This is a genomic window from Pseudokineococcus lusitanus (assembly GCF_003751265.1).
Taxonomy (GTDB): domain Bacteria; phylum Actinomycetota; class Actinomycetes; order Actinomycetales; family Quadrisphaeraceae; genus Pseudokineococcus; species Pseudokineococcus lusitanus.
In genome coordinates, this window is sequence record NZ_RJKN01000004.1 from 160,837 (window position 1) to 181,261 (window position 20,425).

15 protein-coding genes are annotated in these 20,425 nt (G+C 77.3%); 1 reads left to right on the forward strand and 14 read right to left on the reverse strand.

From position 1 onward, the window contains the following. Positions 1–80: 80 nt before the first annotated feature. From EDC03_RS08870 to glmS, 7 genes are all read right to left on the reverse strand, one after another. Positions 81–4,928 (reverse strand): Ig-like domain-containing protein, encoded by a 4,848-nt coding sequence (locus EDC03_RS08870; RefSeq protein WP_123379872.1) that lies wholly within the window; start codon positions 4,926–4,928, stop codon positions 81–83. A 54-nt stretch (positions 4,929–4,982) separates the two neighbouring features. Further along, entirely contained in the window at positions 4,983–5,576 is a 594-nt protein-coding gene (gene tsaE, locus EDC03_RS08875) for a tRNA (adenosine(37)-N6)-threonylcarbamoyltransferase complex ATPase subunit type 1 TsaE (RefSeq protein ID WP_123379873.1), read from the reverse strand. Beyond that, positions 5,573–6,670: an alpha/beta hydrolase gene (locus EDC03_RS08880; protein ID WP_123379874.1), complete on the reverse strand. Its 1,098-nt coding sequence runs from the start codon at positions 6,668–6,670 to the stop codon at positions 5,573–5,575. Before EDC03_RS08880 ends, tsaE begins: the two co-directional genes overlap by 4 nt. Continuing rightward, complete coding sequence (alr, locus tag EDC03_RS08885) at positions 6,667–7,932, reverse strand: alanine racemase (RefSeq protein ID WP_123379875.1); 1,266 nt, start codon at positions 7,930–7,932, stop codon at positions 6,667–6,669. The genes EDC03_RS08880 and alr overlap by 4 nt, the downstream gene beginning before the upstream one ends. Positions 7,933–8,028: 96 nt before the next feature. Beyond that, positions 8,029–9,570, reverse strand: a complete 1,542-nt coding sequence (locus tag EDC03_RS08890) for a bifunctional ADP-dependent NAD(P)H-hydrate dehydratase/NAD(P)H-hydrate epimerase (RefSeq protein WP_123379876.1) — start codon at positions 9,568–9,570, stop codon at positions 8,029–8,031. Continuing rightward, positions 9,567–9,998, reverse strand: coding sequence for a holo-ACP synthase (locus EDC03_RS08895; protein ID WP_123380088.1), 432 nt, complete (start codon positions 9,996–9,998; stop codon positions 9,567–9,569). Before EDC03_RS08895 ends, EDC03_RS08890 begins: the two co-directional genes overlap by 4 nt. 44 nt (positions 9,999–10,042) lie before the next feature. After that, positions 10,043–11,932, reverse strand: a complete 1,890-nt coding sequence (gene glmS / locus EDC03_RS08900) for a glutamine--fructose-6-phosphate transaminase (isomerizing) (protein ID WP_123379877.1) — start codon at positions 11,930–11,932, stop codon at positions 10,043–10,045. Between the two features lie 136 nt (positions 11,933–12,068). Between glmS and coaA the strand changes: the two genes are divergently transcribed. Continuing rightward, on the forward strand, positions 12,069–13,016 hold the full coding sequence (gene coaA / locus EDC03_RS08905) for a type I pantothenate kinase (RefSeq protein WP_241967112.1): 948 nt from the start codon (positions 12,069–12,071) through the stop codon (positions 13,014–13,016). A 131-nt stretch (positions 13,017–13,147) separates the two neighbouring features. Here the strand turns inward: coaA and EDC03_RS17605 are convergent, their stop codons facing one another. The 7 genes from EDC03_RS17605 to EDC03_RS08940 form a co-directional block, all read right to left on the reverse strand. Beyond that, the gene (locus EDC03_RS17605) at positions 13,148–14,254 is read right to left on the reverse strand and encodes a GNAT family N-acetyltransferase (RefSeq protein WP_158674254.1); all 1,107 of its coding nucleotides are present in this window, start codon (positions 14,252–14,254) and stop codon (positions 13,148–13,150) included. Between the two features lie 65 nt (positions 14,255–14,319). Then, positions 14,320–15,675 (reverse strand): phosphoglucosamine mutase, encoded by a 1,356-nt coding sequence (gene glmM, locus EDC03_RS08915; protein ID WP_123379880.1) that lies wholly within the window; start codon positions 15,673–15,675, stop codon positions 14,320–14,322. 128 nt (positions 15,676–15,803) lie between these two features. Continuing rightward, positions 15,804–16,310, reverse strand: coding sequence for a 30S ribosomal protein S9 (rpsI, locus tag EDC03_RS08920; RefSeq protein WP_422393816.1), 507 nt, complete (start codon positions 16,308–16,310; stop codon positions 15,804–15,806). 49 nt (positions 16,311–16,359) lie between these two features. Beyond that, a complete protein-coding gene (gene rplM, locus EDC03_RS08925) occupies positions 16,360–16,803 on the reverse strand; it encodes a 50S ribosomal protein L13 (RefSeq protein WP_123379881.1) in 444 nt (147 codons plus the stop codon). A 251-nt stretch (positions 16,804–17,054) separates the two neighbouring features. Beyond that, complete coding sequence (locus tag EDC03_RS08930; RefSeq protein ID WP_123379882.1) at positions 17,055–18,776, reverse strand: ABC-F family ATP-binding cassette domain-containing protein; 1,722 nt, start codon at positions 18,774–18,776, stop codon at positions 17,055–17,057. Positions 18,777–18,864: 88 nt separating this feature from the next. Then, positions 18,865–19,431 (reverse strand): DUF5709 domain-containing protein, encoded by a 567-nt coding sequence (locus EDC03_RS08935; protein WP_123379883.1) that lies wholly within the window; start codon positions 19,429–19,431, stop codon positions 18,865–18,867. Further along, complete coding sequence (locus tag EDC03_RS08940; protein ID WP_241967114.1) at positions 19,415–20,326, reverse strand: tRNA pseudouridine synthase A; 912 nt, start codon at positions 20,324–20,326, stop codon at positions 19,415–19,417. Before EDC03_RS08940 ends, EDC03_RS08935 begins: the two co-directional genes overlap by 17 nt. Between the last annotated feature and the right edge of the window lie 99 nt (positions 20,327–20,425).

A 20,425-nucleotide genomic window follows, 5' to 3' on the forward strand; every position in this document is an offset into this window, starting at 1 on the left:
CACCTGCCGCGACGGCGCCTCCCGTGGTGCCCCCCGGGGCGGCGGAGGAGCGCCGCCCCGGGGTGGTCGTGCCGGCCGGGCTACCGCTGGGGGCGGAGGTCGGCGTCCACGCCGTGACCGACCTGGCGCTGGTCGCCGTTGACGTCGGCGTAGGCCGCGACGACCGTGGCCGACCGGCGGCCGGTGGACAGGACCAGCGCCCCGTCCACGACCTCGACGGCCAGCTCCGTGCCGGCCGCCGTCGTCAGCACCAGCCCGTCGGACGCCGCGGCGCCCAGCCGCGCGGCCGTCAGCCGCTCGTCCGGGACGACGTGGCCGAGCAGCAGCCGCTCCACGCGCCCGGCGCCCCAGACCCGCAGGAGGCGCTGCGCGAGCACCGCCTCCGAGCGCGGGACCCGGCCGCCGAGGACGTCGTCGTACACCGCGCCCATGGCGGCGTCGTCGGGCAGGAAGGCCGTCAGCGCGGCCTCCGGGTCGTCGAGCACCGCGACCGGGGAGCCGGGACGGCGCTCGAGGACGCCCTCGACGAGCGCCACGACGACGTCGTGGTCGGACCCGTCGGCGTCCGGCGCACCGCTCGCCGTCCGCAGGGCGGCCAGCACCGACACGTCCGTCCCGGGCTCCGGCTCGGGCTCGGGGTCGGGGTCCGGGTCGGGGTCCGGCTCCTCGCCGGGGGCGAGGACCTGCACCCGGGCCACGGCGGTCGTCGTGCCGGCCGCCTCGACGGCACCGCGCACCTCGAAGGTGCCCGGCGCCGCGTACGCGGCCGGGTCGACGGCGTCCCACGCGACGTCGAGCATCTCCCGCGAGCCGTCGTTGTACTGGACGGCCACCCTGCCGGGCAGCGACGGCGCCGTGCCGGCGACCGTCGTCACCGCGACCGGGTCGACGGTGTTGACCTGGCCCGGCGGCGTCGCCCGGACCCAGACCGTCGCGGTGGCCGGCAGGGCCGTGCCGTCGACCGCGCCGACGACGTCGAAGCTGCCCTCGCCGGACACCTGGTCGGCCGTCACCGCGCTCCAGACCACGGCGGAGCGCAGCCGCGTGCCGTCGGCGTAGACGACGTCGACCTCGGCCGGCAGCTCGGGCAGCTCGCCGACGGCCGTGCGGACGTCGAGCTCCTCGACCGCCGTCGGGGCGTCGGCGCGCACGCGCCACTCGGAGACGGCGACGGCCGAGTACCCGCCGGCCGTCCCGGGTGCCGCGTCGAGGACGACGCGCAGCGCCGACGTCGTGACGACGTCGAAGCCGGCGCTGCCCGTCTCGGCGCCGCGGCCGGACGCGACGTCCACCCACGCGCCGTCGACCTGCGCCTGCACCGTCCACGCCGCCGGGACCGCGACGCCGTCCCCGGTGCCCTGCGGGCTGTCCGACCAGAAGACGAGCTCGGAGCTCGCCACCCGGACCGGGCGCTCCCACGTGTACTGCAGCCACTGCTGCGCGGGCCGGTCGCCCGACCACGTGCCCCAGACCAGCTGCTGGTCACCGCCGCTCGTCGGGGCCTGGCCGTCGTTGACGGCCTGCACCCGGTTCCAGCCCGCGGTGTACGACGCGGTCGGCGTCGCCTGGCGCGAGACCTCGAGGCCCGCGACGTCGGTCTCCGCGACCTCGACGACGACGTCCTCCGCGGACGTCAGCGCCCCGTCGGTGGCCTCGAGCCGGAGCACGTAGCGCCCGGCCGCCGTGACGCGGGCCGTGGTGCTCGGGCTCGCCGGGTCGCGGAAGATCACCGTCGCGCCGGCCGGCGCCTCGACGGCCGACCACGTGGAGGTGAGCCCGGCGCCGGGCAGCCCGTCGTCGCGCACCTCGCCGCGCAGCGGCACGGTGCCGCCCGCGGACGGCCCGTCTACCCGGGCCCGCACCACCGGGGACGCGTTCTGCGACACCGGGACCGGCTCACCGGTGGAGCGGACCGCCAGCTCCTTGACGCCGGTGGCGGAGCCGGGGTGGTGGTCGACGACGAGACGGAGCGCCGTCGTCGTCACGGGCGCGAACCGCAGGACGTTGAGGTTGGCCCGCGGGGCCGACGGCGTCGCCGAGGGCTGCGGCACCGGCTGCCAGCCGCCGCCGGTGCGGTACTCGAGCCGGTAGGACTCCGGCGCCGCGTAGCCGGGCCGGGTCCCCGCCGTCCGGCCGCCCTGCGGGGCGTCCGAGGTGGAGGTCCGGTAGAAGTGCACGCGCGCCTCGTCGACGGTCTGCTCCCCGTCCAGCTCGACGGTCAGCGCGTCGGACCCGGACGACGTGCCCGCGGTCCCCCAGAAGGGCTCGTTGACGGTGCTGCCGTCGACCGCCGCGGCGGCGGAGCTCCACGCGTCGGACGCGGTGTGCGTGGCCTCCGCCGGCCGCCCCTCGGTGACCGGGGCGACGTCCGTGGTGGCGGTCCGGACGTCGGCGCCGGCCTTGGCCATGACGTCGACGACACGGTCGTCGTCGGCGAAGCGCACGTCCTGCGGGGCGAGCAGGTCGGCCGTCGTCGCGGAGGTCACCGCGAGACCGTCGGCGGCCTCCACCTCGCCCGTCGCCGGGTCCCAGACCGCCTGCCCGAGACCGTCGAGCGTGAAGCCGAGCTCGCCGTCGAGGTAGACGGAGTAGCCCTCGGGCACGTCCTCGCCGTAGGGGCGCTCGCCGTCGCCGGGCGCGTCCCAGACGACGGCGAGCTCGCCGCCGCGGTAGGGGATGCCGTCGACGCGGAAGTGCGGCCAGTCGACGTCGACCGGGTCGACCTCGACCTTCGCGTCGCTGCGCGGCCGGAACCCCATGGCGTCCTCGATGACGGTGAAGTTCGTCGCGCCGAGGATCGTGTGGTGGATCCACGAGCGGTAGCCGATGCCCTGCTCGTCGCCCCACGAGGTGTTGGCCGAGCCCTGCGCCCAGAACTCGTTCTGGTCGGGCAGCCGGTTGTCGCCGCCGATGTAGTGCGCCCAGGCGTTCCAGTAGAGGAGCTTCTTGTAGTCCTCGGCGCCGAGGTACTCGGTCGGGTAGTCCCGCAGGACGCTCGAGAGCATCCGGAAGGTCACCGTCGAGTTGATGACGGAGAAGTTGTTGCTGCCCTCGTCCCCCCGCTCGAGGGCGTCTCGCTGGTTGGCCGTGTAGAAGGGGAAGATCGGGTACTCCTCCGAGTCCTCCCACAGCCGCAGCGCCTCGGTGTAGTCGTCGTCGTAGTCCGCGTCCCCCGGCTTCGGCATCAGCCCGACCGAGAACGGGTAGTAGTTGTTGATCTCCTTCCACTCCACCAGCCGCTCGGGGCCGACGGACTGGCGGTGCTTGAGCATGTCGTCGTCGGCGTCCCACAGCGTGTCGACGACCGCCCGCTTGACCCGCTCGGCGACGGCGCGCATGCGCTCGGCGTCCTCGGTGCGGCCCGCGACCTCGTAGCCCTCCGCCGCCGCCAGGGCGTTGGAGTAGAGGTAGGCGTTCTCCGTGCGGTCCATCCGCGCACCGCCGTTGCGCGCGCCCCAGTCGAACGACACCGCATCGGCGTCGTTGCCGGTCATGGCGCCCCAGTCGTACTCGATGAGGCCGTTGTCGTTGGTGTCGTAGTCCTCGAGCAGCCCCGCGACGTCGTCGTCGCCGTAGCGGGCGAGGTTCTCGGCGACGACCGCCGGACCGCCGTGGAGCTGGTAGGAGCGCCAGGCCGCCTCGGTGACGTACTGCGTGTAGCTGTTGCTCCAGTTCGCCGGGTCGCCCGGGTTGTCGACGAGGCGGTGGCTGCGCGCCACCTCGCCCGCCGAGACCCAGGGGCCGTAGGAGTAGACCGGGTCCTTGAAGTACTTGAGGTCGTCGATGAACATGCCGGTGGTCAGCACGATGTTGTTGTTGTAGCCGAGCACCCCCTCCATCGACGTGGGGAACTGGTAGTCGTTGCCGGGGACGTCGGCGTCGAGGAAGTTGAAGCGCATCAACCACCACCGGTAGAACAACGTCTTGTCGATGTTGTCCTCGGGCGTGTCGAGGTAGGGGACCTGGTCGGCCCACCACGCGTTGTAGTCGGTCACGTGCCGCGTGTACGCGGCCGGGCCGTCCTCCGCCCGGACGGCGTCGTAGTCGGTGCGGGACGCGGCGATCTCGTCGGTCACGAGGCCCAGCTGGACCTTCGCGGCGGCGCTGCCCGTCGCCGGGACCGCCACCTCGCGCGTCACCGCGCCGTCGGACGCCGCGAAGCCGTCGCCCGACAGGCGGGGCCGCAGCTCGGTGAGGTCCCGCGGCGCGGACAGCGCCCCCACGACCTCGTCGCCCTCGACGACGCCCGCCAGCGGCGAGGCACCGCGCACCGTCACCGTCCGCGCCGTGCCGTCGGTGCTCGACATCTCCAGCAGGACGACGGCGACGTTCGCGTCGGTCATGAACTTCGTCTGGACGACGCGGACGCCGCCCCCGACGTGCGTGCTCGTCCAGTAGCTCGGCGTCTGCTTGCGCGCCGCCGTCTCCTCGGTCAGCGCCACGGCCCGGCCGTCGACGAGCACCTCCACGCGCAGGAGGGCGTCGCCGCCCAGGTCGTCGACGTAGGCCGGACGCCCGACGAAGCCGAGGTCGCCCGGGGAGTGGGTGTACATGTACGCGGCCCGGCCGCGGGTGAAGAGCCAGCTGTTGCTGTCGCCGAAGGCGCCCGCCGTCCCGGTCCGCGCGAGCAGGTCGTCGACCCAGAAGTCCGCGTCGGGCGAGGTGCCGGCGCCCGCGGCGCGGTCGGCCTCGAAGGTGGCGCGCATCTGGCCGCCGACGACGGGGCCGGCGGGCAGGGGCGGGACGGGCTCGGCGTCACCGGTGAAGACCGGGTAGCCGATGCCGCTGTTGGGCCTCGCCGGGGCGGCCGCGCCCGAGGCGGTGGCCGGGACGGCGGCCAGCAGCGTGCCCGCGAGGGTGGCGGCCAGGGCGCCCGCGACGGCGACGGACCGCCGTCGGCCGGAGGGGCGTGGAGGGGTGCCGGACATGATTCTCCTCGACGTTGAGGGAGGGGACGCCTCACCTCAGCACGCCGGACATGTCTACGGCAAGCGGTTTCGGTCCGTTTCGTGGGGACGTCGACCCGGGGCGTCGTCCGACGCCACGCCGAGGTCCGCGGCGAGACCGGACCAGCGCGGGCCCGTGCCCCGCAGCACCGCCCGTCTCGCCTCGTCGACGTCCGCGGTGCCGGCGAGCACGGCGTCGGCGTCCCCGTCGTCGCGGCCGAGCGCGACCTCGAGCCGCTGCTCCGCGAGGTGCTCGACGAGGCCGCTCCCCCACTCGACGACGACGACGGCCTCCTCGAGCTCGGTGCCGAGGTCGAGGTCGTCGAGCTCGAGCGCCCCGCCGAGCCGGTACGCGTCGACGTGGACGAGCGGCGGCCCGCCGACGGTCGAGGGGTGGAGGCGGGCGACGACGAAGGTCGGCGACGTCACGGGGCCCCGCACGCCGAGGCCCTCGCCGAGGCCCTTCGTCAGCGTCGTCTTGCCGGCCCCGAGGTCGCCGGACAGGACGAGGAGGTCGCCCGCCCGGACCAGGCGGCCGCACAGGCGGCCGAGGTCCGTCGTGGCGTCCGCGGTCGGCAGGTCGACGACGACCTCGACGACCTCGGGACTGCCTGCGGCGGAGCCGGTCACGCCGACCGCCGGTCGTGCTCGACGAGCCGCAGCGCCCGCTCGAGGAGCCCTTCGACGGCGGCCTGGACGACCTCGGGGTGCTCGAGCGGGACGAGGTGGCCGGCGTCCGGGACGACGACGAGCTCGGCCGCGGGCAGGCGCCGGACGATCTCCTCGCTGTGCGAGGGCGGCGTGAGGAGGTCGTCGGCCCCCACGAGCACCAGCACCTCGCCGCCCGCGAGCGCGCCGAGGGCGTCGGCCTTGTCGTGGGCGGCGAAGGCCGGGAAGAAGTCGTCGATGACCTCGACCCGCGTGCCGGCGATCATGCGCGAGGTGAAGTCGACGACGTCCTCGGGCACGTCCGAGGCGTAGGACCAGTGCCGCACGAGCAGCGCCTCGAGGTCGCCGCCGAGGGCGCGGGTCCGCTCGACGAGGGCCGCCTGCCGGCTCAGCAGGCCGAGCGCGGTCGGCGCCACCCTCCGCAGCAGCGGCGCCAGGGCGGCGAAGCCGAAGTCGTTGGCCTCCATCCCCCCCGAGCTCGTCGACACGAGCGCGGTGCCGACGACGCGCTCGGCGACGAGGTCGGGGTCGCGCGCCGCGAGCGCCATGACCGCCATGCCGCCCATCGAGTGGCCGAGCAGGACCAGCGGCCCCTCGGGCGCCGTGGCCGCGACGACGGCGGCGAGGTCCTCCCCCACCTGGTCGATCGTCGCCGACCCCTGCGGGCCGCGCTGGGACCGCCCGTGCCCGCGCTGGTCCCACAGGACGAGGCGGTAGCGGCCGCGCAGGGCGAGGCGCTGGACGTGCCAGAAGTCGAGGTTGAGGCCGTAGCCGTGGGACAGGACGACGGTGGGCCGGTGCTCGGCGGCGGCCCGGGCGGCCTCGTCGGCGGGCAGGTCGTCCACCTCGACGTACAGCGCCGTGCCGTCGCCCGTCCGGACCGTCGTCGACGGCCCGGTCAGCGAGCCGAGCGGGACCTCGCGCCGGGGCCCCCGCGGCCGGCCCGGCAGGAGCGGGCGGCCGACGGCGACCCGCTCGGCGCCCAGGCCGATGGCGGCGCCCACCCCCGCGGCCGCCAGGCCCAGCCCGAGGGGGACCAGCCGCAGGGCGCTCACGGGAGCACCTGCGCCGCAGCGGACCCGGCGACGTCGAGGCCGTGCCGACGGGCGACCGCGCCCGAGTAGCGGCGCGGGACGCGCGCGCCGAGGCGGGTGACGACCTCGTACCCGATGGTCCCGGCGGCGTCGGCCCAGTCCTGGGCCGTCGGCCCGCCGTCCGCGCCCGTGCCGAAGAGCTCGACGACGTCGCCGGCCCGGACGGCGCGGGCCGCCGCGTCGTCGCCGAGGTCGAGGACCACCTGGTCCATGCAGACGCGGCCGGCGACCGGGTGCCGGCGGCCGCCGACGAGCACGGGCCCCGTCCCGCTCGCGTGCCGGGGGACGCCGTCGCCGTAGCCCAGCGGCACGAGCGCGAGCCGCGTCCGCGCCGCGGTGACGTGCTGGTGGCCGTAGGAGACGCCCTCCCCGGGCCCCACCTCCTTGACGAGCGACAGCCGCGCCCGCAGCGCCATGGCGGGCACGAGGCCGAGGTCGGCCGCCGAGCCCCGGACGGGCGAGGGCGTGACCCCGTAGACGGCGATCCCCGCGCGCACGAGGTCGAGCCGGGTCCGCGGGTGGGCCAGCACGCCCGCGGAGTTGGCGAGGTGCCGCAGCGGGGGCCGCACCCCCAGGCCGGCGGCGACGGCGAGGGCCTCCTCGAGCCGGTCGGCCTGCCGGTGCGTGAGGGCGTCCGCGGCCGGGTCGTCGGCCGAGGCGAGGTGGGACCAGACGCCGACCACCTCGACGGCGCCCTCGGCCTGCGCGGCCGCGGCCGCGCGTACGAGGTCGGGCCAGTCGTGCGCCGTCGCCCCGCCGCGGGACAGGCCCGTGTCGACCTTGAGGTGCACCCGGGCCGTCCGCCCGGTCCGGCGGGCGGCGCCGGCGAGCGCGTCCACCGCCCAGGGCGCCGAGGCGGAGACGTCCACCCCGGCCGCCACCGCCGCGGTCGTGTCCTGGCCCGGGACGAGCACCCACGCGAGGACGGGCGCCGTGATGCCGGCGGCCCGCAGCGCGAGCGCCTCGTCGAGGTGGGCCACGCCGAGCCACGTGGCCCCACCCTCGAGCGCGGCGAGCGCGGCGGGGACGGCGCCGTGCCCGTACCCCTCGGCCTTGACGACGGCCATGAGCGCGGCGCCCCCGGCGCGCTCGCGCAGGAGCGCGGCGTTGGCCGCCACCGCGTCGAGGTCGACGTCGGCCCACGCGGGGACGACGGGGGCCGTCGGGCCCCCGGTCGCGGGGGGCGTCGACGGGGGCGTCGGGGTCGTCGTCCGGTCGGGCATCGGCGGCAGTCTCCCACCGGGCGGCGCCGCGGGCCGTGCGGCTCGGCGCGCGGCGGCGCGCCGCACCTCGCCGGCCGGCCGCGGCGGCCGGGACGGTCAGCCGGTGGGCACGTCCTCGAGGAGGGCGGTGAGCACCTCCGGCAGGGCCGCGACGACGGCCTCGGCGTGCAGGGGTCCGCCCGCCGACGCCGCGGAGCCGGCGAGCCCGTGGACGGCGGTCCCGAGCGCCCCGGCGTCCGCGAGGTCGAGGCCCGCAGCCGCGAGGACGCCGACGACGCCGGCGAGGACGTCGCCGCTCCCGGCCGTCGCGAGCCACGGCGTGCCGTCGGCCTGCGAGCGCACGGGCACGGCCCCCGCGCCGGCCCGCCCCGGCGGGACGACGAGCGTCGTGCCGCCCTTGAGGAGGACGACGGCGCCCGTCGCGTCGGCGGCGCGCCGCGCGTGCTCGAGCGGGCGCGCCTCGACGTCGTCCCGCCCGCAGGGGGTCCCCAGCTGCCCGAGCAGGCGGGCCAGCTCCCCGGCGTGCGGCAGCAGGAGCGTCGGGCCGTCCCCGCGGGCGCCGTCGGCCAGCGCCGTCACGAGGGCCGGCAGGGCGCCGGCGTCGACGACGCACGGCACGTCCTCGGCGAGGGCGGCCCGCACGTGGTCGCCCTGCTCCTCGTCGTCCGGGTCCACCCCCGGCCCGAGGACCCACGCCTGCACGCGCCCCGGGCCGGGGACGACCTCGGGCCAGCGCGCCCGGACGAGGTCGGTGGGCCGCGCGGGCCCGAGGTAGCGCACCATCCCCGCCCCGGCGCGGGTCGCCGCGCCCGTCGCGAGGACGGCGGCCCCCGTGTACGTCGCGCCCCCGGCCACGACACCCACGACGCCGCGCGAGTACTTGTCCGAGGTGCCCGTCGGCCGGGGCCACCGCGCGGCGACGTCGGCGGCGCCGAGACGCTCGACGGCCGGGGCGCCGAGGTCGTCGGGCCGCAGCCCGATGCCGGCGACGACGACCCGGCCGGCGAGCGCCGAGGCCGGCGGCAGCAGCAGCGTCGGCTTGGCGGTGCCGAGGGCGACCGTCACGTCCGCCCGCACGCACGGCGCGCTCCCGGCGTCGACCGGGCCCGCGGGCACGGCCCCGGTGCCGACGTCCGTCCCGCTGGGGACGTCGACGGCGACGACCCGTGCGCCCCCGGCCGCCACCGCGCCGGCGAGGACGGCGGCGGTCCCGCGCAGGCCCGGGCGGCCGCCCGTGCCGAGCAGCCCGTCGACGACGACGTCCGCGGCCCCCACGGCGGCCCGGCCCGCGGCGCCCGCGGCCGCGTCCTCCGCCAGGACCCGCCCGCCCGCCCGGCGCAGGGCGGCGAGACCGGGCGCGTGGGCGGACGGCGTCGCGAGCAGCGCCGTCACGGCCGCCCCGCGGGCGGCCAGCAGCGCGCCCGCGTGCAGCGCGTCGCCGCCGTTGGTGCCGCCCCCGACGAGGAGGACGACGGCACCGCCGTAGACGCGCCCCGCCACGTCCCGCAGCTCCTGCCCGACGACCCGCGCGAGGGCCGCGGACGCGCGGGCGACGAGGGTGGCGAGGCCGTCGGGCAGCCCGGCCGCGACGGCCTCCTCGGCGGTGCGGACGACGTCGGCGGCGTGGGCGCGGATCACGGGACCTCCGGGGCGGGCGACGGGGGCGACGGGGGCGGCACGAGCGGCGCGGCCGGCAGGGGCTGCGCGCGCTCGACGACGACGAAGGCGGTGGCCACCCCGCCGTCGTGGGACAGGGACAGGTGCACGGCGCCGGCGCCGAGCCGGGCGGCGAGGTCGGCCACGGTGCCGCGGAGCTCGAGCGAGGGGGCGCCGTGCTCGCCGCGGCGCACCCGGGCGTCCCGCCAGCGCAGGCCGGGCGGGGCGCCGAGGGCCTTGGCCACCGCCTCCTTCGCGGCGAAGCGCGCCGCCAGCGAGCGCGGCGCCAGGTCGGCCTCGTCGTCGTCGAAGAGCCGGCGGCGCAGGGCGCCGCCGCGGGCGTCGTCGCGCGCGAGCACGGCCGTGAAGCGGTCGACGTCGACGACGTCGACGCCCACCCCGACGAGCAGCCCGCCCCCGACCGCACCGCCCGCGCCGTCCGCCCCCGCGGGGGTCACTCGACGGTGACCGACTTCGCGAGGTTGCGCGGCTGGTCGACGTCGAGGCCCTTGGCGGCGGCCAGCTCGGCGGCGAAGACCTGGAGCGGGACGACGGTGAGCAGCGGCATGAGCAGCGGCGGGCACGCGGGGACGGAGATGACCTCCTCGGCGAAGGGCGCCACGCCCTCGTCCCCCTCCTCGGCGATGACGAGGGTGCGGGCGCCGCGCGCCCGGATCTCCTGGATGTTGGAGACCACCTTGCCGTGCAGGCCGTGCGGGCTCGAGGGCGGCGGCACGACGACGAAGACGGGCTGCCCGGCCTCGATCAGCGCGATCGGCCCGTGCTTGAGCTCGCCCGCCGCGAAGCCCTCGGCGTGGATGTAGGCGAGCTCCTTGAGCTTGAGCGCCCCCTCCAGCGCCACGGGGTAGCCGACGTGCCGGCCGAGGAAGAGGACCGAGCGCGAGTCCGCCATGAAGCGCGCGATCTCCCGCACGCGGTCGAGGCCGTCGAGGACGGTCTGGACCTTCTCCGGCATGGCGTGGAGCTCGGTGAGCACCTCCTTGACGAGCTCGGCGCTCGCCGTGCCGCGGAGGCGGCCGAGGTAGAGGCCGAGGAGGTAGCACGCGGTGATCTGCGCGAGGAAGGCCTTCGTCGAGGCGACGGCGATCTCCGGCCCGGCGTGCGTGTAGAGGACGGCGTCGGACTCCCGGGGGATCGTCGCCCCGTTGGTGTTGCAGATCGAGAGGGTGCGGGCGCCGAGCTCGCGCGCGTGCCGCACGGCCATGAGCGTGTCCATCGTCTCGCCCGACTGGGAGATCGAGACGACGAGCGTCCGCTCGTCGACGACGGGGTCGCGGTACCGGAACTCGTGGGCGTACTCGACCTCGACGGGGATCCGGCACCAGTGCTCGACGGCGTACTTGGCCACCTGCCCGGCGTAGCTCGACGTCCCGCACGAGATGACGACGACCTTGTCGACGGCGGCGAGCTCCTCCGTGGGGATGCGCACCTCGTCGAGGACCAGGCGGCCCTGCTCGTCGCTGCGGCCGAGCAGCGTGTCGGCGACGGCGCGGGGCTGCTCGTCGATCTCCTTCGCCATGAAGGACGGGTAGCCGCCCTTCTCGGCGGCGGCGACGTCCCAGTCGACGTGGAAGGGCGACCCCTCGACGGGCTCGCCGTCGAAGGTCGTGATGGCGGCCCCGTCGGCCGTGATGGTCACGACCTCGTCCTGCCCGAGCGCGAGCGCCGAGCGGGTGCGGGAGATGAAGGCCGCGACGTCCGAGCCGAGGAAGGTCTCGCCGTCGCCGAGCCCGACGACGAGGGGGGAGCTGCGGCGGGCGCCGACGACGGTGCCGGGCTCGTGCGCGCGGACGGCGAGGAGCGTGAAGGCCCCCTCGAGGCGGCGGCAGGTCCGCCGCACGGCCTCCGTCAGCGCCTCGGCCCCGGTCTGCCCGCCCTCGCGGACCCGGCCCAGCTCGCGGGCGAGGACGTGCGCGGCGATCTCGGTGTCGGTCTCCGACACGGGCGTCACGCCCGCGGCGGCGAGCTCGGCGCGCAGCGCGGCGAAGTTCTCGATGATGCCGTTGTGGATGACGGCCACCTCGTCCTCGCCCTCGCCGGCGAGGTGCGGGTGGGCGTTGACGTCGGTCGGGCCGCCGTGGGTCGCCCAGCGGGTGTGCCCGATGCCGGTGGCCGACGGCGGCAGCGGCGACGCCTCGAGGAGGTCGCGGAGGTTGACGAGCTTGCCGGCCTTCTTGCGGACCTCGAGGCCCCCGTCGGGCCCCACGAGCGCCACGCCGGCCGAGTCGTAGCCGCGGTACTCCAGCCGCGCCAGGCCGTCGACGACGACCTCCAGCGCCGCACCCGTGCCCGGCGTCCCGACGTAGCCCACGATCCCGCACATGCGGCTCAGGGTAGGTGCGCCGCCGGTGCCGCCCGTGCCGCGACGTGCCGCGGGACGCCCGTCGGCACCGGCCGGCCGGGGCCCCCGGCCGGTCGCGTGCCGTCCACCCCCGCGTCACCTGGCAGCATCGGCGCCCGTGGCCGAGTCGTCGGAGTCCTCCCCCTACGTCGAGCTCGACCGGGCGGCGTGGAGCGCGCTGGCGCCGTCGACGCCGCTCCGGCTCTCCGAGGAGGACCTGGCGAGCCTGCGGGGGCTCGGCGAGCCCATCGACCTCGCCGAGGTCGAGGAGGTCTACCTCCCCCTCTCCCGCCTCCTCCAGCTGTACGTCGAGGCGTCCCGCGCGCTGCACGCGGCCCGCACGGCGTTCCTCGGCGAGCAGACCGCGCCGACGACCTTCGTCGTCGGCGTCGCCGGCTCCGTCGCCGTGGGCAAGTCGACGACGGCGCGGGTGCTGCGCGAGGTCCTCGCGCGCTGGCCGGCGACGCCGCGCGTCGAGCTCGTGACGACGGACGGCTTCCTGCGGCCCAACGCCGAGCTGGAGCGCCGGGGGCTGCTGGAGCGCAAGGGCTTCCCCGAGTCCTACGACCGCCGCGCCCTGCTGCGCTTCGTCAAGGACGTGAAGTCGGGCGTCCCCGAGGTGCGGGCGCCGGTCTACAGCCACCTCGTCTACGACATCGTCCCGGGCGCCGAGGTCGTCGTCCGCCAGCCCGACGTCCTCCTCGTCGAGGGGCTCAACGTCCTGCAGCCGGCCCGTCCGCGCACCGACGGGCGGCTGGGGCTCGCCGTCGGCGACTACTTCGACTTCACGATCTACGTCGACGCCCGGACGGCCGACGTGCGCCGCTGGTACGTCGAGCGCTTCCTCCGGCTGCGGGAGACCGCCTTCGCCCGCCCCGAGTCCTACTTCCGGCGCTTCGCCGGCCTGTCGGACGACCAGGCGGTCGCCCTCGCCGAGCAGATCTGGGGCGCCGTCAACGAGCCGAACCTCGTCGAGAACGTCCTCCCGACGCGGGGCCGCGCCTCCCTCGTGCTCACGAAGGACGCCGACCACACCGTGCGCCGGGTCCGGCTGCGCAAGGTCTGACGTCCCGCGGCAGCAGGGCGCCGGAGCGCCACCCGCGACACCGCCGGGGCACATGGGCGCCGCAGCGCCACCCACGGGGCTCCTCGGGGGGACGACGGCGCCGACGTGCCTCGCCGCAGCGGCAGCAGGGGTCAGGCGCGGCCGACGACGGCGCGCACCGCGGCGACGTCGGCCTGGATCTCGTGCAGCTCCTCGACCGGCCGGAAGCCCATGGCCTCGTTGACGGCGACCATCGGGCCGTTCGAGGCGGCGTTCCACGTCCGCACCGCCCGGAGGCCGTCCGCCCAGCCCTCGGCGCGGCCGTCGGCCAGCGCCGCGTCCAGCGTCGCGAGCTTGAGCAGCAGGCCGAGGCGGTGGCCGCGGTGCCCGGGCAGGACGAGCGTGTCCTCCTGCCGCAGCACGTCGGGCTCGTGGGCGCTGCGCTGGAGGACCGAGTAGGCGGCCACCGCGCCGTCCTCGCGCCGTCGGGCGAGGGCCGTCCACATCCGCCGGCCCAGCCGGACGTCCCGCGCGTGCCGGGCGAGCACCTTCGCCGCGTCGACGGCCTCGGGCTCGACGACGAGGGCGTCCTGCGGGGCCTCGGCGAGCATGCGCGAGGACAGGCCGGCGACGGCCTCCGCGTCCTCCCCCGACGGCGCGCCGCGCAGCACCTCCCACCGGTAGCCCGCGGCGTGGGGCAGCGCGGCGGCCCGGAGCCGCTCGAGGGCCTCCGCCGCGGCCGGGTCCGGCGGGACCGGCATCTCGCGGCGGACGTCGGCGACGCCGAGGGTGAATCCCCACCGCGTCGTGGCGACGGCACCCGGCCAGGTCCCGGGCTCCCGGCCCACGGGCAGGGCCACCTCGCCGAGGACGCGGGGCCGGCCCAGCCGCTCCGCGAGGTCGCAGACGGCCCGGGCGAGGGCGGAGCCGACCCCCTGCCGGCGGTGCGCGGGCGGCACGGCCAGGTCGGCCGAGACGAGGTCACGGTTGTCGTCGAGGGGGACGTCGACGAGACCGGCGCCCACGACGCGCCCGTCCGCGTCCGTCGCGGTGAGCAGCCGCACGTCCTCCCCGGGCTGCCGGTCCGCGACGACGAGCCTCGCCTCGGCGCGCGGCCACACGGACGCGGTCGGCAGGTCACCGCCCAGCCCCGCCTCGAGGGCGGAGAACCAGGCGTCGAAGCGTGAGGCGAGGAAGGCGGGGTCGTCGCCGGCGCACTCGACGACGGAGACGGCGGCCGGGCGCGGCGAGGAGGTCACGCGCCGACCCTGGCGAGGCCCGGGGCGTGCCGTCCAGCGCTTTCCCGGCACGGGCCGGCGGCGGGTCAGTCCTCGCGCAGCGCCAGGCGGTCGCGCACCACGCCGGCCAGCCGGTCGGCGACGTCCTGCGCCTGCTCGGCGGTCGGCGCCTCGACCATGACCCGGACGAGCGGCTCCGTGCCGGACGGCCGCAGGAGCACCCGACCGGTCTCCCCCAGGTCGGCCTCGGCCGCGGCGACGGCGTCGCGGACGCCCGGGTCGGTGCCCGCGGCGGACCGGTCGACCCCGGCGACGTTGACGAGGACCTGCGGCAGCCGGCGCACGACGCCCGCCAGCTCGGCGAGGGGGCGGCCCGTGGCGGCCACGCGCGCGAGGAGGTGCAGCGCCGTCAGCACGCCGTCGCCGGTCGTCGCGTGGTCGAGCAGGAGGACGTGCCCGGACTGCTCGCCGCCGAGCGTGTACCCGCCGCGCCGCATCTCCTCGAGGACGTAGCGGTCGCCGACGGCGGTGCGGACGCACCGGATGCCGGCCTCCTCCATCGCGAGGGTGAGCCCGAGGTTGCTCATGACGGTGGTGACGAGGACGTCGTCCGCCAGCGCCCCCGCCTCCTTCAGGCCGAGGGCGAGGACGCCCATGACCTGGTCGCCGTCGACGAGGGCGCCGGTGGCGTCGACCGCGAGGCAGCGGTCGGCGTCGCCGTCCCAGGCCACGCCGAGGTCGGCGCCGTGGGCGACGACGGCCTCCTGGAGCACGCCCGGGTGCGTCGAGCCGACGCCGTCGTTGATGTTGACGCCGTCCGGCTCCGCGCCGACGACGAGCACCTCGGCCCCGGCCGTCCGCAGCGCCAGCGGGCCGAGCTCGGAGGCCGCCCCGTGGGCGCAGTCGACGACGACGCGCAGCCCCTCGAGCCGGTGCGGCACGGCCGCGCCGAGGGCCCGCGCCCACGCCCGCCCGGCCTCGTCGTCGCGCCGGACGCGTCCGACGGCCGCCCCCGTCGGCCGGGCCCACGCCTCGCCGCTGCGCCGCTCGATGGCGTCCTCCACGTCGTCGGGCAGCTTGTGGCCGCCGCGCGCGAAGAACTTGATGCCGTTGTCGGCCATGGGGTTGTGCGAGGCCGAGAGGACGACGCCGAGGTCCGCGCCCGAGGAGGCCACGATGGCCGCCACCGCCGGGGTGGGGACGACGCCGACGTCGTCGACGTCCACGCCGGCGCTCGCGAGGCCCGCCGTCACCGCGGCGGAGAGGAACTCGCCCGAGGCGCGGGGGTCGCGGCCGACGACGGCGCGCGGCCGGTGGCCGCTGAAGGCCCCCCGGTCGGCGAGCACGTGCGCGGCCGCGACCGACAGGTCGAGCGCCAGCTCCGCCGTGACGGCGACGTTCGCGACGCCCCGCACCCCGTCCGTGCCGAAGAGCCTGCCCACTGGTCCTCCTGGTCGTCGCGTGCCGTCGTGCCCGGGCCGGCCCCGGGGCCGGTCGTCCACGGCCGCGGACGGCCCCGGACGCACGAAGGCCCCGGGGTGGTCGAACCCCGGGGCCTTCGGAGCGCAGGTCAGCGCTTGGAGTACTGAGGCGCCTTGCGGGCCTTCTTCAGACCGGCCTTCTTGCGCTCCTTGACCCGCGCGTCACGGGTGAGGAAGCCGGCCTTCTTCAGCGTGGCGCGGTTGGCCTCGACGTCCACGGCGTTGAGCGCGCGGGCGATGCCGAGGCGCAGGGCGCCGGCCTGGCCGGAGGGGCCGCCGCCGTCGATGCGCGCGACGACGTCGAAGCGGCCCTGGAGCTCGGTGACCGTGAACGGGTCGTTGACGAGCTGCTGGTGGACCTTGTTGGGGAAGTAGGCCGCGAGCTCGCGGCCGTTGACCGAGTACTGGCCGGTGCCCGGGACGATCCGGACGCGGGCCACGGCCTCCTTGCGACGGCCGGTGGCCATCGCGGGGGCCACGATGCTCGAGCCGCCGCCCACGGTGGGGGCGCTCTCGCTCGTGTAGCTGCTGGGGGCGTCGTCCTCGACGGTGGTGTCGAGACCGCCGTCCTGGTAGTCGGTGGAGTCGGTCTGCACGGTCACGGGTGTCTCCTCGGGAACGGGTGCTGGGCCGGGCGCGAGGGGGCTACTGCGCGACCTGGGTGATCTGGAACTGCTGCGGCTGCTGCGCGCCGTGGGGGTGCGACGGGCCCGAGTAGACCTTGAGCTTCTTGATCATGGCCCGGCCGAGCGTCGTCTTGGGGAGCATCCCGCGGACGGCCTTCTCGACGGCCTTCTCGGGGTTCTTCTCGAGCAGCTCGGTGTAGGAGGTCGCCGTGAGGCCGCCCGGGTAGCCCGAGTGGCGGTAGGCGATCTTCTGGTCCCGCTTGCTGCCGGTCAGGGCGACCTTGTCCGCGTTGACGACGACGACGAAGTCGCCGGTGTCGACGTGGGGCGCGTAGGTCGTCTTGTGCTTGCCGCGCAGCAGCGACGCCACGTGGGTCGCGAGGCGGCCGAGGACGACGTCGTCGGCGTCGATGACGAGCCACCGACGCTCGACGTCGGCGGGCTTGGGGGAGAACGTGCGCACGGTCGTTGCCTTCGTCCTGTCGGGGTCGTCTCGCGATGTCTCGCGATGTCTCGGTCCTGCGCTGCCGGGCTGCCTCGTCCCGGGTAGCCGCGGCAGTCCTCCGGGTGTGGTGCACCCCGGCGGCCGCGCGGCCCGGCGAGACGGACGTGGCTGCCGCAGGGCATGGCACGACCCGGAACTCGCGGACCACTGTACGAGCAGCCCACCGGGCGGGTCAAAAGCGGTCCGGCGGCCGGGTCGGGCCGGCACCGTCACCGGGCCGGCGACGGCTCCCCGGCCTCCCACACCGGCTCGGGCACCTCGACGAGGCGGCCGTCCGCGCCCAGCACGACGAAGCGGTCGAAGCCCCGGGCGAACCACCGGTCGTGGGTCACGGCGACCACCGTCCCCTCGAAGCCGGCGAGGGCCGCCTCCAGGGCCTCGGCGGACTCGAGGTCGAGGTCGTCGGTCGGCTCGTCGAGCAGGAGCAGCGTCGCCCCGGACAGCTCGAGCAGCAGGACCCGGAAGCGGGCCCGCTGCCCGCCGGAGAGCTCGGCGGTCGTCTGCTCCGCCGCGGCGACGAGGCCGTAGCGGTCCAGCGCCCGGCTCGCCGCCTCGCGCCCGAGGCCGGCGCGGTCCCCGTCGCCGCGGTGGAGCACCTCGAGCAGCGTCGGCCCGCGGGCCGCCCGGCCGCCGCCCGCGGGGGCCGACGGCCCGACGCCGCGGTCGCGCTGGGAGAACCACCCGGGCCGCACGCGGGCACCGAGGCGGGCGGTCCCGGAGTGGGGCACCGCGCCCACCGGGACGTCCGAGGTCGCCGGGGCGTGCTCGGGTCCCGGGTCGGTGCCGCCGGCGGCGAGCAGCCGCAGGAGGTGGGACTTGCCCGAGCCGTTGGGCCCGAGCAGCGCCACCCGGTCGCCGAACCAGACCTCGAGGTCCGCCGGGGCCATGAGGTCCGGGATGGCGACCTGCTCGAGGACGACCGCGCGCCGTCCCGTGCGGCCGCCGGCGAGGCGCAGCCGGAGCGGCCGCGCCGTGGGGGCCTCGGGCGGCGGCCCCTCGTCCTCGAAGCGGGCCAGCCGGGTCTGCGCCGCCTGGTATCGCGACGACATCCCGTCGTTGAAGGTCGCCTTCTGCTTGAGCGAGAGCACGAGCGCGCGCAGCTGCGCGTGCTCCTCGTCCCACCGCCGCCGCAGCTCCTCGAGCCGGGCGGTCCGGGCCGCCCGGGCCTCGTGCCAGGAGCCGAAGCCCCCGCCGTGGGTCCACGAGCGGGCGCCGCCCGGCCCCGGCTCCAGCGTGACGACCTGCGTCGCGGTGCGGGCGAGGAGCTCGCGGTCGTGGCTGACGAAGAGCACGCTCTTCGGCGTCGCGACGAGCACCTCCTCGAGCCAGCGCTTCGCCGGCACGTCGAGGCTGTTGTCCGGCTCGTCGAGCACGAGCACCTCGGCGGGCCCCTGCAGCAGGGCCTCGACGGCCAGCCGCTTGGCCTGGCCGCCCGAGAGCGTGGCGAGGGGGCGCCACCGGCACGTGTCGTACGGCAGCCCCAGGGCCGCGCGGGTGAGGGCGTCCCAGTGGACCTCGACGTCGTACGAGCCCGCGTCGCCCGCGTCGACGAGGGCCTGCGCGTAGCGGAGCTGCGTCGGCTCGTCGTCGACCTCCATGAGCGCGAGCTCGGCGGCGTCGAGCTCGAGCAGCGCGTCCCGCAGGCGGGGCGGCGACGTCGCCACGAGGAGGTCCCGCACGACCCGGTCGTCGCCGGGCCCGCCCCGGCCCACGTCCTGCGCGAGGACGGCGACGCCGCCCGAGCCGGTCACGGCCCCGCTGTCGGGGGTCACCTCGCCCGCCACGAGCCGCAGGAGCGTCGTCTTGCCCGTGCCGTTGGGCCCGACGAGGGCCGCCGTGGCGCCCTCGCCGACACGGAAGGAGACGTCCCGCAGGAGCGGCCTGCCGTCCGGGAGCCGCAGCCCCACCCTGCTCACGTCGACATGACCCACGCGCACGAGTGTCCCCGGGACCCGCCGTGAGGGGGGTCCCGGGGACACCGGGTGCTGCGCCGGGGCTACCGGCGGGGCGGTCGGGAGGTCAGAGGCGGTCCTCGTCGACGACGTGGACGGCGGCCTCCTCGGCACCCGCGGCGCCGCCGTCGATCCCGACGTCGCTCGCCACCTCGTCCTTCTCCGTGTCCGGGCCGATGCCGCCCGAGGGGGCGACGAGCCGGCCGGCCCGCGCGTCGCCGACCTGGTCGTCGAGCAGCTCGCCGTCGGTGTCGAGGTCGGCCTCGGTCCCCGGCAGGGGCTCGACCGTGTCGTCGGCGTCGCCGGTCGACATCTCGCCGTCGAGCCGGACGGGGCCCGGGTCCTCCGCCAGGGGGTCCGGCACGGCCATGGCCGGGTCGGGGACCTCCTCGGCGAGGCGCTGGTCGAGGCTCTCGCCCTGCCGCTGCTCCTCGGCCGTCTCGCCGAAGCGCCCGAGCTCGCGCGGCTTCTCCGGCGGCGAGTACCCCTCGTCGAGGATGGCGTCGCGGGTCTTGTCGAGGGAGTTGTCCGCGTCGTACTCGGGCGTGATGTCGGTGTCGCCCAGGCCGTCGCCGACCTCGGGCTGGTAGACGTCGTCGCCGACGGCGCTGGACTCGTCAGGTGTCGTGCTCATGCCCCGACCCTGCCACCGGGCCGTCGCCCCCGCCCGGCGGACGGCGGGCCGGCGCCGGTCCCTCCCCGCGCCAGGTGCGGGCACGCCGCGCCTGCGCCGCCAGCTCCTCGTCGGCGGGGTAGCGGACCTCCTCCAGGACGAGCCCCGTGGCCGGGGCGACGGCGACGGCGGGGTCCCGCACGCCCGCCGCGAGCACCCGGGCGGGCCACCCCTCGTCGCGGCGGCCCTCCCCCACGGCCAACGAGGCGCCGACGAGCGAGCGGACCATGTGGTGGCAAAAGGCGTCCGCCTCGACGTCCGCCACGGCCAGGCCGTCGGGGTCCCGGCGCCAGCCCAGCCGCAGGACCGTGCGGACGGTGCTGGCACCCTCCCGCGGCCGGCAGAAGGGCAGCCAGTCGTGCTCCCCGACGAGCGGCGCCAGGGCGCGGTCCATGGCGCCGACGTCGAGCGCCCCGCGCACGACGAGCACCTCGCCGCGCCGCAGGGGGTCCCGGACGGACGGGTCGTCGACGACGCGGTAGGCGTAGCGGCGGCTCAGCGCGCCGAAGCGGGCGTCGAAGCCCTCGGGCGCCGGGCGGGCGCCCCGCACGACGACGTCGTCGGCCAGCACCCCCGCCAGGCGGCGGAGGAGGGCTGCGCCGGGGGTCGGGGCGTCGGGCCGGCCGGCCGCACGGCCGGGCAGCGCCTCCCAGGCGGCGACGGGGACGTCGACGTGGACGACCTGCCCCCGCGCCGAGACCCCGGCGTCCGTCCGTCCCGCCACGACGAGACGGGGGGGCTCCTGCCGCAGCACCCGGCCCAGCGCGGCCGACAGCTCGCCCTCGACCGTCCGGAGCCCGGGCTGGGCGGCCCACCCGGCGAAGCCGCGGCCGTCGTAGGCGAGGTCCAGGCGCACCCGTCGCCGCGGGTCCCCCGGCGCCGCGTCGCCCGGCCCCGGGGACGACGGGAGCCCGCCACCCCCGGCAGGGGTGGCGGGCTCCTCGGCGCGGGCTGC

Bases quoted from the DNA above. Each gene is read 5' to 3' on its own strand.
- EDC03_RS08870 (WP_123379872.1), bottom strand. From the start codon at position 4,928: ATGTCCGGCACCCCTCCACGCCCCTCCGGCCGACGGCGGTCCGTCGCC.
- alr (WP_123379875.1), bottom strand. From the start codon at position 7,932: ATGCCCGACCGGACGACGACCCCGACGCCCCCGTCGACGCCCCCCGCG.
- glmS (WP_123379877.1), bottom strand. From the start codon at position 11,932: ATGTGCGGGATCGTGGGCTACGTCGGGACGCCGGGCACGGGTGCGGCG.
- EDC03_RS08935 (WP_123379883.1), bottom strand. From the start codon at position 19,431: ATGAGCACGACACCTGACGAGTCCAGCGCCGTCGGCGACGACGTCTAC.